11 protein-coding genes are annotated in these 13,599 nt (G+C 32.9%); 8 read left to right on the top strand and 3 right to left on the bottom strand.

The genetic code is table 11. The features are described 5' to 3' along the window. Positions 1-46 precede the first annotated feature (46 nt). Positions 47-3,781 (bottom strand): hypothetical protein, encoded by a 3,735-nt coding sequence (locus KWG70_RS03605; RefSeq protein ID WP_230934632.1) that lies wholly within the window; start codon positions 3,779-3,781, stop codon positions 47-49. A 348-nt stretch (positions 3,782-4,129) separates the two neighbouring features. Here KWG70_RS03605 and KWG70_RS03600 point away from each other — a divergent pair, with 348 nt between their 5' ends. The 4 genes from KWG70_RS03600 (at position 4,130) to KWG70_RS03585 (ending at position 7,870) form a co-directional block, all read left to right on the top strand. After that, a complete protein-coding gene (locus tag KWG70_RS03600; protein WP_230934631.1) occupies positions 4,130-4,939 on the top strand; it encodes a S24 family peptidase in 810 nt (269 codons plus the stop codon). Beyond that, positions 4,940-5,320: a ribonuclease P protein component gene (rnpA, locus tag KWG70_RS03595; protein WP_230934630.1), complete on the top strand. Its 381-nt coding sequence runs from the start codon at positions 4,940-4,942 to the stop codon at positions 5,318-5,320. It abuts the gene before it with no gap. 12 nt (positions 5,321-5,332) lie between these two features. Continuing rightward, on the top strand, positions 5,333-6,967 hold the full coding sequence (locus KWG70_RS03590) for a S41 family peptidase (RefSeq protein ID WP_230934629.1): 1,635 nt from the start codon (positions 5,333-5,335) through the stop codon (positions 6,965-6,967). A 66-nt stretch (positions 6,968-7,033) separates the two neighbouring features. Beyond that, positions 7,034-7,870, top strand: coding sequence for an OmpA family protein (locus KWG70_RS03585; RefSeq protein WP_230934628.1), 837 nt, complete (start codon positions 7,034-7,036; stop codon positions 7,868-7,870). A gap of 72 nt (positions 7,871-7,942) precedes the next feature. Here KWG70_RS03585 and KWG70_RS03580 read toward each other — a convergent pair whose 3' ends face one another. Both KWG70_RS03580 and rpiB read right to left on the bottom strand, forming a co-directional pair. Beyond that, positions 7,943-8,389 (bottom strand): GNAT family N-acetyltransferase, encoded by a 447-nt coding sequence (locus tag KWG70_RS03580; RefSeq protein ID WP_230934627.1) that lies wholly within the window; start codon positions 8,387-8,389, stop codon positions 7,943-7,945. A 9-nt stretch (positions 8,390-8,398) separates the two neighbouring features. Further along, on the bottom strand, positions 8,399-8,833 hold the full coding sequence (rpiB, locus tag KWG70_RS03575) for a ribose 5-phosphate isomerase B (RefSeq protein ID WP_230934626.1): 435 nt from the start codon (positions 8,831-8,833) through the stop codon (positions 8,399-8,401). Positions 8,834-9,548: 715 nt separating this feature from the next. Between rpiB and rnr the strand changes: the two genes are divergently transcribed. The 4 genes from rnr to KWG70_RS03555 all read left to right on the top strand — a co-directional run bounded on the left by rnr (position 9,549) and on the right by KWG70_RS03555 (position 13,592). Then, the gene (rnr, locus tag KWG70_RS03570) at positions 9,549-11,735 is read left to right on the top strand and encodes a ribonuclease R (protein WP_230934625.1); all 2,187 of its coding nucleotides are present in this window, start codon (positions 9,549-9,551) and stop codon (positions 11,733-11,735) included. 53 nt (positions 11,736-11,788) lie between these two features. Then, the gene (locus KWG70_RS03565) at positions 11,789-12,082 is read left to right on the top strand and encodes a YbjQ family protein (RefSeq protein WP_230934624.1); all 294 of its coding nucleotides are present in this window, start codon (positions 11,789-11,791) and stop codon (positions 12,080-12,082) included. 83 nt (positions 12,083-12,165) lie between these two features. Then, positions 12,166-12,840: a head GIN domain-containing protein gene (locus KWG70_RS03560; protein WP_230934623.1), complete on the top strand. Its 675-nt coding sequence runs from the start codon at positions 12,166-12,168 to the stop codon at positions 12,838-12,840. Positions 12,841-12,905: 65 nt separating this feature from the next. Next, positions 12,906-13,592, top strand: a complete 687-nt coding sequence (locus KWG70_RS03555; protein ID WP_230934622.1) for a LysE family translocator — start codon at positions 12,906-12,908, stop codon at positions 13,590-13,592. Positions 13,593-13,599: the final 7 nt, after the last annotated feature.

Here is a 13,599-nt window from a genome sequence, read left to right as displayed (position 1 = left end):
GATTTATATCAGCCTAACTTATTTTGGATAAGGATTGTTTAAGGTGTTATACGACCTGGTCTATTGCATTTTTAAGTGCTTCAATAGAGATCTGTGCAACCACTTGTCTTGGGTTATCATCGGTATTTAACTGAAGATTACCATTCACAATATCGATGTTCTCAATATGGCGTTCGCCGTCACTTTCAGAAATACCAATCTCGGCATCGTTGAGTTCAAACTGTTGCGATCGTGGTACCTCATCTGGGTTTTCAAAATCAGAAAGATCATCAAGATATGGCAATGCTTTATTGACGTTTAAGCCAATACTTTGTGCTTGTAAAATGGTAAGTGCTGTTGGTACTCTAGTTGCCCAAGCTTTGCCTAATTTCTCGCCTTGTGGCTGACGTAATTCATCAACAATAGATAAGTACAACTCATCTTCTATCACAGGAACTTCGCCACCATTCCAGATCTGACCAGTTTGCATGTAATAACGAACCGCTTCTTCAAAGCCAGGACGTACTGTTACAATAACTCTAGCCATTCCTGATTGCATGAAGTTTCTAAATAATGGATCGTTAGACTCATCGTATTGGTACAAGCTTGTCCAATCTTGACGATTGCCCCAATAGTAAGGGTATAGGTTGTAAGACATAATATCCCACTCAAAAGCTTGCTCCATAAACTTCACAAATGCTGCGTAGTTATCTAAGGCTTGATTGACATTAACCTCAAGGTTACCAAAGGTTGCTGCTCCACCACCTGTAGTTGAAAATAAATTAGACTTTCCGTAGGTGTTTTGTGCACTTGGGTTTTGATCTATTAAATAAGAAATACAGTTTTTACGTAAGATTTTATTTTCAAACTCACGATAGAATCCTGGATTTGTTCCTTTAATTTCAATGCCATTTGCTTTTTCTTCAGCTAGCTTTTCATTAAATGCAGCTAGCGCATCTTCATAAGCATCAATAATTGCTTTAAAGGTTTCTTGTTTCCACTTATTCTCATACTCGGTTGTTAATTCACATTTTACAGATGCAGATACATCACCACTAATATGGTTTCCTAAAGTATAAGATACTGGAACTTCATTCACATAGTCATTAATACTTTGATTTAAAGTTAATGTTCGACTTAAGAAACGCCCAGTAAATTTATCGGTAGCATTCCCAATAGTTAATGATAAGATATTTCCTTGGGTGTCATAATCACTCGAAGCATTAAAAATACCTGTAGCATAAAATGCTTTATATCCTTCAGGGATTTTAATTTTACCATTACCAGAATTAGATTCGGTATGCGCTAAAGATGATCCTCCAGTTAGGTTGATATTAAATGATTCTCCAACAGAAATATACTGTTTAGGTTTTGCATCGTGCTCCACATTGTACTTTCCTGCCCAATATTTCAATTTTGCATCGGTAAGCATCGTAAAATCTTTAAGATTTTGAGTTGTAGATGTTCTAGGATCTGTAGGTTCAATTAACCCATTTTCGTTTTGATTATCTGCTCCTCTCATGCCTAATTTATGCAATTTTCCTGGTTGAGGTACCATGAATTCAAACATCAAGCGTTTACCATAATTTACAATTTGGTTTTTAAAGACTTTATCTACCCAACGGAATACACCTACAACATGCTTATCGCCTTTTCGGTTATCAAAACCATGTGCGTTGTTTTCTTCAAACTCCTCTACGATCTTCTCGATACGTTCTTCTTTAACTTTAGTTACGATTCTATCAAGTGCACGTTCAGTAATATCTTTAGAGTTCGTCACCGCTTGTAATGTGCTTTGCTCTTTAGAATTATGTGTTGCATAATTAGCATTCGCAAATAATTGAAGACTATCTGTAGGACTATAATTAACACCAGCCGAAGCACTAAAATCTTTACTATTTGCAATCACTTTAGACACTTCATTTTGCATTTCAAAACGTTCTGTTGACGTCGTGTCTGTGAGTTGTTCTCTTTCGGTTTCTGTAGAACTTGTAAGCGTATCTTCTTTGCGTCGTAAACGTCTTGTGCTACGCTCCTTAAACTCACGCGCCATCACGTTTTCAATATGTGCTACATCACCTTCAACATAACCTTGGGTAGATTGCTCTACTTTGTTATAATCGGCAATACCTAATTGTTTTACACCGAAACCGCTTGGTACAAAAGGGGTTTCGTTAGATGTACCAGGATTTGGAGGATTGCTATCGTCACCATCATTTGGATCTACAATGTCACCAATTAACATACCTGAAGTACATGTTCTTAGCACAAAATCTGGTGTGGTAATAGTTTTCACGACGCCATTTGTAAATGTGATCGTTCCAGAAAATGATACTAACTGCGGTTGATCTGAATGACGTGGTGCTCCAATATCCATATTTCTTAAGAAAATAGTATTTCCTAATCTAACAGTCATATAAGAGATTTCGCCATTATTAGTAAAATCTTCATCTGTTCGCTGTAAAGTATAATCAAAGCTTGCTACTTGCCATGATGCATCTGGAACAACAATGGATAGATCTGCATTATGAATCGTTGGTAAAAATAATTTTCTTACTGCCTTAGAACACAATTGAAAACTAAAATCAGGTGACGTGTTTGTGGTATCCACAGGGATAATAACACCGCCAACACTTACAAGTGTTGTTCCTTCGTCTTCAGTGTTTTCTACAATAGTATCGTCGTTTCCAGAAATGACTTCTTGTATATGTCCATCAATATCTGTAAAGCCTTCATAATCTTCTGCAAATGTATCAAATGAAGATTGCTCAATACGTTCCATAACACCTGGAGTTTCTCCAGAAGTTGAAGCTATCAAATCAGAAAGCGTTTCGAAACTTTCTGGACTTAATTTAGATTGTAAATACTCGTAATCTAATTCTTTTTTGAACTCAAATGTAAATTCTGGCAACTCTGGTTCGGGTATTGAATCGGGTTGATTACAAGGATCATTTGGGTCATAATCAACATTTGGGTCTTTTATTCCGCACCATCTTTTCTTTTCATTTTCAATATCTATTGTGTATTGATCTAAAATAGGTTTAATCTGTTTTTGATAATCTTTTTGAGCAACTTCTAAAGCCTTAGACTTTTCTTTTTGATACGCCTTTTCAACACGCTTTAATTCTTTAGATAGTAACGCTAACTCTTGGTTGTGTAATTCTGCTTGGGCAATACGTTGCTGTCTTGCCATTGAACCTGTTGGAACCGACTTAACTGTTTGCGTGTCTTTTGTTGCAATTTTCTTTTCTTGGCTTCCTTTGTCAATGTCGCCATCTCCAAATAAAGCTTTTGGTAATACAACTTTAGCGTTGATTAAATCTTTTAATTGGTCATTATCGCCTTTATAATTAGAAAGCACATGATTAGCAATTAAAAGTTGAATAATTGTTTCTTTCGCGTAGAATGTTTCCTGCGTTAGTGTTTGGTAAAATAAATTGTCCCATAACCTCCCTAAAACTTCATTTTCTTTGAGATTAGAAACACCTTCCATTAGCCTCAAAAGTTCATCTATATTATAAGATCGTCGGTGTTTTGCGATCCAAACGGATATTTCATATAGTTTGGTATCAATTTTTTTTATTCCATCCACTGATAATGGTTGAAATGAATTGGCAACCACTTTCATGGCTTGCCATTTTTCTGTAGCATCGATTAAGGTCGCTGCAGCTGCATCAAATTCTCCTTTTTTAACAGCTTCATCTCTAAAAACAAACCCATCTTGAGGTTTATTGTCATCTGTTAATTCAGGTGCTCTCATTGATACAAATCGAAAGAGCGTGTTTTTAATTTCTGTACTCATTTTTAATTGTTTAAAGTTTATACTTGTTTTATTAAGTTCAATTAAGAACTGTTGTCGTTTCGCTTTTCTAACAGTTTACCTCAATTGTAAAGCCTTAATAACTAAGGCATAAACTTTCATCGTATTCCAACATTTTGTTGAATACGTAACCATCATAGATTTTAATAAGACGTCTTTGTGATTTAAAACCTGAAGAAAATGCTAATAAAATCACACAAATGTTTGATTTTTAACTAATTTTAGTATCTTAGCATTTAAATAGAGTACAAATATAACACATTTTACAAATTAAAACAAACAAAATGCAAAATTATTTTGTAAAAAGTTAGATGTATCAATATTAAAATTATGGAACAGATCGACGAGAAAATCACCGCCATTATTAACCATTTTCATTTAAATAATTATGCGTTTTCTAAACGTATTGGTGTTACCGGAACTACTATAGATAGTATTGTTAATGGTAGGCCTCAACAAGATGGCTCACGTAAAAAAACAAAGCCAGGTTATGACGTGCTTTCTGCGATTATTGATGAGTTTGATATCAATCCTGATTATCTCTTCGGAAAAAGCAAGGTGATGTTAAAATCTGAACTCCCAAATATTCCAACATATTCTGGAATGCCACAAGTAATTTCTACAACACCTCAAGGTGAAGAAAATGTAGTATATGTTCCTGCTAAAGCTCGAGCTGGATACTTGGATGGTTATGGCGATGCCGAATATATTGAAACCTTGCCAGCATTTCATATGCCGCAACTATCAAATGGCACGTTTAGATGTTTTGAGGTACAAGGTAATTCTATGGTGCGTACATTTTTTGATGGTGATATGGTTTTTGGGCGTTATGTTGAAGACTTTAACGATATTAAAGACGGTCGTGTTTATGTAATTATTAGTAAAAATGATGGTGTTGTTTTAAAGCGTGTGATCAACCGTATTCAAGAACGTGGGAAATTGATCCTTAAAAGTGATAATAAAGACGGTAATTATCCAACATACACTATTAATGCCGAAGATATTATGGAGATTTGGTACGTTACAATGTTCGCTTCAAAGCAAATGCCCGAACCAGTAGATGTTTATGATAGACTCCATCAATTAGAAAGTCAAATTGTAGACCTTCAACAACTCATATCACAAAACTCTAAAAACTAGATGTCATTTTCTTATCCAAAAAAAGAAAAGCTTAAAAGTAAAAAACTGATAGAGCAGTTGTTTTCTGAAGGAAAATCAATCTCTACCTATCCGTTGCGTTTGGTATATCTAGAAACAACATTTGACGAGGAGGCTATTCAATTTAAAACTGGTGTTTCTGTAAGTAAGCGTCATTTTAAAAATGCTGTAGACAGAAATCGTATCAAACGCTTACTTAGAGAAGCCTATCGCCTTAATAAAGCTGAGTATTTTAACAACATTTTATCGTCTTATGCGTTAATGATTTTGTACATTGGTAAGGATGGAACGGATTTTGATTCCATAGAAACAAAAATGAAAGAACTTTTAGATGCTTTTTCTAAAAAGGTGTCCCAACAATAAATGATTAAAATCATGAGAAAACTACTACACAAACGGATTTTAATTCCGCTACTAGCATTCACCGTATTTTTTAGTGGAACCGCTTTTAAAAGCGACTTTTTCGAAATTGCTAAACAAATAGAAATATTTACAACGCTCTTTAAAGAGCTAAATATGAACTATGTAGATGAAACCAATCCTGGAGATCTCATGGATACCGCAATTAAGAGTATGCTTGCCGATCTAGATCCATACACTAATTATTACAATGAACAGGATGTTGAAGCATCACGAATAAATAATGCTGGTGATTATACAGGTATTGGTGCAAATGTGCTAACCTTAAAAGATAAATTAGTTATTGTTGAACCTTATAAAGATTATGCCGCTGATAAAGCTGGACTCAAAGCTGGAGACGAAATTATAAAGGTTGATAATGTTGTGGTTGCCGATTTTAAAGATGACGCAGGAAACCTACTCCAAGGTGCAGCTGGAACTTCTGTAAATGTGACTTACATCAGACAAGGAAAAACCGAAACAGCAACCATACAAAGAGAAGCTGTAGATATTCATGCTGTACCACACTATTCTATGGTTAATGATAATATTGGATACATCGTCCTTAGAAAGTTTAATGAAAAAACATCATCAGAAACCATTAGTGCGCTTCGTGCTTTAAAAAATCAAGGTGCAGAAAAGTTAATTTTAGATCTACGTGGTAATCCTGGAGGATTATTAAGAGAAGCGGTTAACGTGACTAATATTTTTGTTCCAAAGAACCAGCTTGTGGTGACGACAAAATCAAAGGTTAAAAAATACAATAAAACCTATTACACATCAAAAGAACCTATAGATACCGAAATTCCTTTAGTTGTACTTATTGATGGTGCTAGTGCTTCAGCAAGTGAAATCGTATCTGGAGCTTTACAAGATTTAGATCGTGCTGTTGTAGTTGGCGCTCGTAGTTTTGGAAAAGGTCTTGTACAGCGACCTAAGCGACTTACTTATGGTACGCAAATGAAAATCACTATTTCAAGATATTATACACCTTCAGGACGTTGTATTCAAGCTCTTGATTATTGGAATCGCGATGAAAACGGAAATGCTACTCGCGTTAAACAAGAAAATTATAATGCCTTTAAAACTAAAAAAGGACGAACTGTTTATGATGGTGGAGGCGTGCAACCAGATTTAGAATTGGATGCTACAAAGTTGAGCACCATTACTAAAGCCATTATTAATGAAAATCTTATTTTTAAATATGCTACAGCCTATTATTACAAGAATTCTATAACAGATTTAGAAAATTTTAGTTTGACCGATTCAGACTTTAGTGATTTTAAAAATTTCTTAAATGCTAATAACTTTAACTTCGAAACACAAACAGAAAAGGCGTTTGCTAATGCACTTACTGTTGCAAAAGAAGAACAATTAAATAATGAAATTAATTCTGACTATTCTGATTTAATTTCGGCTTTAGACCGTTATAAAAGTAAAGCGATTGATGATAATAAATCACAATTATTATCGCTATTATCTGATGAAATCGTGAAACGCTATTTTTATCGTGAAGGTTTATATACCTATTATGTAGCTAATAATTTTGAAATTCAAAAGGGTGTTGAAATACTAAAAAACCCTTCAAATTATTTAAGTTACTTAGATTGATACAACGTTTAAATTTGACGAAAACGTTAAAAAAATCTATATTGTATTATCTGTAGACGTATGATAATGAAAAAAATACTGTTCATATCGCTCATTTTTACTCAATTTTTCTTTGCTCAAGAAGCAATGACTCATGAGGTATATTTTGAAACAGATAAGTATGATGTACCTCCAACAGAACACTATCGTTTGCTGTTATTTTTATCTGAAATTGAAACTTTAGATATTGAAAAAGTCTCTATTTATGGATTTACAGATGACAGAGGATCAGATTCTTATAACTTGGTTCTATCACAAAATCGAGCTAATTCGATAAAAACTATTTTTTCTAATAATGAATTTGATGAATCCATCATAACGAATGTTGATGGAAAAGGAGAGGTGCTTCTTAAATTAGTAAAAGAGGAAGATATTCATAAAATTAGAGGTTTAAATAGAAAGGTTGAGGTTATTGTTCAGCCCTATAATCCACCTAGAGTTCAAGAAGTAGTTGAAGAAAAACCTAAGGTTGAAGAAATCATTAAAGGCGAATTAAAAGCTGGTGATAAATTTACATTAGACAATATTTTATTTAAAACTGGGTATAGTAAATTATTACCCGAATCAAAACCAACACTTGAAAATATTGCTAAAGCTTTAGTAGAGCGAGAAGATATTTATTTCACAATTCAAGGTCACGTTTGTTGTACCCAAAACAGTAGAGATGCTATAGATCGTAAAACTAAAAAGCGTAATTTATCAGTGGCTAGAGCTAAATTTATTTATGATTATTTAGCTAAAAAAGGGGTAAGTAAAAGGCGTATGAAATATGTAGGGATGCGCAGAAAATTTCCGTTAGGTGGTGAGCCAAAATTTGATCGTCGTGTCGAGATTCTAGTCACCTATGTTGGTGAAAATAATTAGTGATCTAAAGACCTTACGAAGCATAAAATTCTACCAATTCTAATAATAAATTGTGGTGCAATAGAACTCATCTTATGTTTTATACATCATACCTATATGCGGAATTCCATCTTCTAGATACTCCTCTCCTACTTCATAAAATTCTAAATTATTATAAAAACGTTTTAAATACGTTTGTGCCGAAATTTTAATTTGAGTTTCATTATAGTGAGACTTCACTGCTTCAATAGAAGCTTTCATGATATCATAACCATATTTATGAGCTCTTTCTTTAGCATCAACCACTACTCTACCAATACTAGCATATGTAAAATAATCACCTGGTTTAAATACTCTCGTATAAGCGACTACTTTGTTGTTTTTAAAACCAATAACGTGTAGTGCATTTTGATCTTTTCCATCTAAATCTTGATACACACAATCTTGTTCTACCACAAATACCTCACTTCTTAATTGAAGTACTTCATATAATTCTTGAGTTGATAACTCCTCAAACGTTTTTACTTTTATCTCTAGCATAGACCTAGATTAACAAGACACAGGAATTTTATCTACTCGTTTTTGATGGCGACCACCTTCAAATTCGGTATTTAAAAACGTATCTACAATTTGAATTGCTTGCTGTAAGGCTGTAAAGCGAGCTGGAATGCAACAAATATTAGCATTATTATGTTGTCTGGTTAATTCGGTGATTTCTTTGGTCCAACAAATTCCTGCTCTAACTTTTTGATGCTTGTTAGCGGTCATCGCTACACCATTAGCACTTCCGCAGATCAAGATTCCGAAATTCACTTTGTTATCAGCTACATCATTTGCTACTGGATGTACATAATCTGGATAATCAACACTGTCATTAGCATTTGTTCCATAGTTATTAACTGTAAAACCTTTAGCCTCCAGATGTTCTACAATAGCCTGTTTATATTGGGTTCCTGCGTGATCGTTACCTATTGAAATGGTCATAATTTTAGGGTGTTGTTTAAAACCTTAAAGTTAATAATTGCTTATAAATAAACCGAAGGATAAAACACATAGTTATTCATAATAATTAAGTTTGAATAAGATCTGATTTTATATGATAATAGACGTTGTTAACTTCTAAGCTATTTTTATAGCATTACTTGTTAATATCTTCTGTTAAGTATTTAAAACTTTTATTAGGATTATCTGATAATTTTTTCAAACCAAAACAGAGTTATGATAACCAAAAAAGTTACAGGTTTTTTTTGGTGAAGTTATCAGCATTCAAATCTTAAGATACCAACACAAATTTTATAAATACTTATTAAATTTTAGTTGTCAACATCAATTATCAACAGCTGTTAATAGTATTACTATTTATCTTTAAAATGAGTGGTTTATATCTCAATTTAATGTTCATTACTTATTAATTGAATTATATAAGTCACTAATCAAAACAAAAGTTTAAAAAGTTATACTCACTATTAACAAGCAATAATAACCATCATTTTATTTTTGAAATTTTAAAAGAAAAAAGATAATATGAATATATGTGTTGATAACAAGTCTTTTTCATTAATTTAACCTTAACTAAACACGATTAAATAATTAAACCGTAGATTTGCAGAAACTTAATATCTTCACTCCTCCTTATATTAAGTTTTTTAAAGACTGAATTCCTAACACTTTTAGGAAATGAAAATGATTACAAATTATAATGACAAAAAAGAAAAAAAGGAAATCCAAAAAAGGGATTTCAAACCTTACAAATACAATTCTTAGTATTTTAAAAAAAGACAGAAACCAATCCTTTAACTATAAACAAATTGCTGCTAAGCTTGGTGTTAATGACGCCAGTAGTAGAAATCAAATTATAAAGACTTTAGCCAAACTCGCTGCGAAACAGGAAATAGAACAAATAGATCGCGGTAAGTTTAAAGCGATTATTAATACCGAATATCATATCGGTATTGTTGATATGGCGTCCAGAGGTTCTGGATATATCATTAGCGACGATTTTGATGAAGATATCTATATAGCGTCTAATAATATGAACAAAGCTTTAGATGGTGATGAGGTTGAATTTTATGCCTATAAAAGAAGAAAACGCGGTAGAATAGAAGGTGAGATTACTGGTATTATTAAACGCGCTAAAAGCGAATATGTTGGTGTAATTCAAATTCATAAAAACTATGCTTTTGTGATTACTGATGGTAATAAAATGCATACCGATATTTTTGTACCTATCAATAAAATCAACAAAGCCGAAGAAGGTGATAAGGTACTAGTTTCCTTAGAAGATTGGCCAGAAAAAGCCGATTCTCCTTATGGAAGAGTACTTAAAGTTCTGGGTAAACCTGGAGAACATAGTACCGAGATTCACTCTATTCTAGCTGAGTATGGATTGCCTTACGAATTTCCTCATGATGTAGAAGATTATGCGAACCAATTAGATACTTCTATTACTAAAGAAGAGATAGCCAAGCGTCGTGATATGCGACAAGATTTAACATTTACCATAGATCCAAAAGATGCTAAAGATTTTGATGATGCTTTATCTTTTAAAATCTTAGATAATGGCTTATATGAAATAGGAATTCATATTGCCGATGTATCGCATTATTTACAAGAAGGTACTGTGTTAGACGATGAAGCTTATGAGCGTGCCACCTCAGTATACTTGGTTGATCGTGTTGTGCCAATGTTACCTGAAATTTTGTCTAATGGTGCGTGTTCATTACGACCTCATGAAGAAAAATATACCTTTTCTGCAGTGTTTCAAATGAATGATAAAGCTGAAATTAAAGACCAATGGTTTGGTAGAACAGTCACGTATTCTGATGCACGTTTTGCTTATGAAGAAGCGCAATCTATTATAGAAACTAAAACCAATGCTATTCCTAAAGACGTGTCTTTAACAGGAAAGGCGTATCAAGCAGATCAATCTATTGCAAATGCTGTTTTAAAACTAGATGAATTAGCAAAAATCATGCGTCGTAAACGTATGAGTACTGGTGCTATTTCTTTTGATAAAGTTGAAGTAAAATTTAATTTAGATCAAGAAGCAAATCCTGTAGGTGTGTACTTTAAAACTAGTAAAGATGCTAATAAACTTATTGAGGAGTTTATGCTATTGGCTAATAAAAAAGTGGCCGAATTTATTGGTAAACAAAAGAAAACCTTTGTCTACCGAGTACATGACGAACCAGATGATAGTAAATTAGCTGCCTTACAAAATGTTGTGGGACGCTTTGGATATAAACTCAATTTTAAGGACAGAAAAAGTATTTCTAATTCTTTAAATAATTTATTAAAAGATGTTAATGGTAAAAAGGAACAAAACCTTGTTGATACATTAACGATTCGTTCGATGAGTAAAGCCGAATATACCACACATAATATTGGTCATTACGGATTAGCATTTGATTACTACAGTCACTTTACATCACCAATTAGACGTTATCCTGATGTGATGGCACATCGCTTATTACAACATTATCTCGATGGTGGAAAATCGGTTAATGAAGAGGCTTATGAAGATAAATGCAACCATTCGAGTAATATGGAAAATTTAGCAACTAAAGCCGAACGAGATTCTATCAAATACATGCAAATTCGTTTTATGGAAGATCATAAAGATGAAGAATTTGTAGGTGTTATTTCTGGAGTAACCGATTGGGGAATTTATGTTGAAATCATATCAAATAAATGCGAAGGCATGGTGAGTATTCGTGATATGAAAGATGATCAGTATGTTTTTGATGAAGATCATTATGCCTTAATTGGTAAAAATGCTAAACTCATGTATCAGCTAGGTGATGAGGTTGTTGTAAAAGTAAAAAACACCGATCTTGTTAAAAAACATTTAGATTTTACACTCATAGGAAAGCATGAAGATGCGTAATTTTATAGTGTAACATTTCAGAATAAATAGACACTTATTGAAAAAATACAATTATGATTCTAACCACAACAAATTCTATTGAAGGTTTCAAAATACTTGAATATAAAGGAATTGTCACAGGAACATCTTCTGAATTAAAAACAAAGTTTTCTTTTAAAACAGAAAAGAATATGACGATTATTGAAGACCTTATGAACGAAGCCAAAGAACAAGCCTTTCAAAAAATGAAAACCAACGCCCAACAATTAAATGCTAATGCTGTTGTTGGAATAAGTGTAGATATTGAAACGGTTGGTGGTTCGTATTTTTTTGTATCTGTTACAGGAACTGCTGTTCATGTTGCTTAAATTTTGATAATACTGTAACAATTAACATTTGGTATCATCTTTAATACATCAATCAAACGTAAGTATTATAAAAACACATCAAGATGAAAACTTTTTTTACCCTCACACTAACCTTATTTACTTCACTATTAATTGCTCAAAATCCTAAAGAGAGAGCTGTTGGTGACTTTAATGAAGTTAAAGTTTATGACCTCATTGCTGTTAATCTTGTCAAATCTGACGAATCAAAAGTAGAAATTACTGGAGATGATATAGAAGATGTAGTTGTAATTAATAAAGATGGTAAATTAAAGATCAGAATGAAAACCGACAAGAGTTTTAATGGCGATCGTACCTTCGTTTCAGTGCATTATACAACACTAGATGTTATTGATGGTAATGAAGGTGCTTTTATTACATCTAATGAGCTTATTGAACAAAATCAAATCGAATTAAGAGCTCAAGAAGGTGCACATTTAAAGATAGGTTTAGATGTAGAACAAGTTGATATTAAAGCCGTATCTGGAGGCATTGTTGAAACTCGTGGTAAGGCTATTTCTCAAGCCATTACATTAAACACTGGTGGTGTTTACGAAGGAAAAGCTTTCGAGACTAAAAATACTTCAGTAAATATAAAAGCTGCTGGAGAAGCCGATATCAATGCGTCTAAAACAGTAGATGCAAGAGTTATTGCTGGTGGTGATGTATACATCTACGGAAATCCACAAAATGTTAAAGAAAAAACGACATTAGGCGGTCGAATTAAACGAATGAACTAATCTGTTGCTCAAACTAGCAGAGTACGCGTCTTTTTTATTAGTTTTGTAGGAAAGCTATTTCCTATATGTTTGATGATATTTTAGCGGCTATTCCCTTCGGAATTATCCTTGCGTTCACAATTGGTCCAGTATTTTTTGTACTGCTCGAAACTAGTGCTACCAAAGGATTTAGAAGCGCTTTAATCTTTGATTTAGGTGTTATTTTAGCAGATATTGTCTTTATTTTATTAGCATTTTATAGTACCAATAACCTTATTGATAAAATAAAAGATGACCCAAATTTCCTAATTTTTGGAGGTATACTTTTAGCGGTTTATGGCTTTATATCTTTTATAAAAACATCTAAGTCTTTTCGTTCGATTGTCAAAGAATATCATCGTGTTGAAATCCAAAAGAATGCCTACGGAAAGCTATTCATAAAAGGCTTCTTACTTAATTTTATAAATATCGGTGTGCTATTAGGTTGGCTAGGATTTATTGTTATTGGAAGCACTATTACCGAATCTGAAAACGGTGTGCTTATCTTTATTATCACTATGTTAACGGTTTATTTTTTAACAGATTTAATTAAAATTGCACTCGCTAAACGATTAAAGAATAAACTAACGCCTCGTCTCATTTTTAAAACAAAAAAAATCATTGCTCTAGTGATTTTAGGTTTTGGAGTACTCTTATTAACACAAGGTTTGTTCCCTGAACTTTACGAAAAAAGTAAAGAGCAAATAGAGCGTGTTAATCCTATTGGTAATTAAATCTGGT

The organism is Psychroserpens luteolus, assembly GCF_021032705.1.
Taxonomy (GTDB): Bacteria; Bacteroidota; Bacteroidia; order Flavobacteriales; family Flavobacteriaceae; genus Psychroserpens; species Psychroserpens luteolus.
The sequence above is the reverse complement of the archived record's forward strand: the minus strand, read 5'-3'. Positions and strand labels throughout refer to the sequence as shown.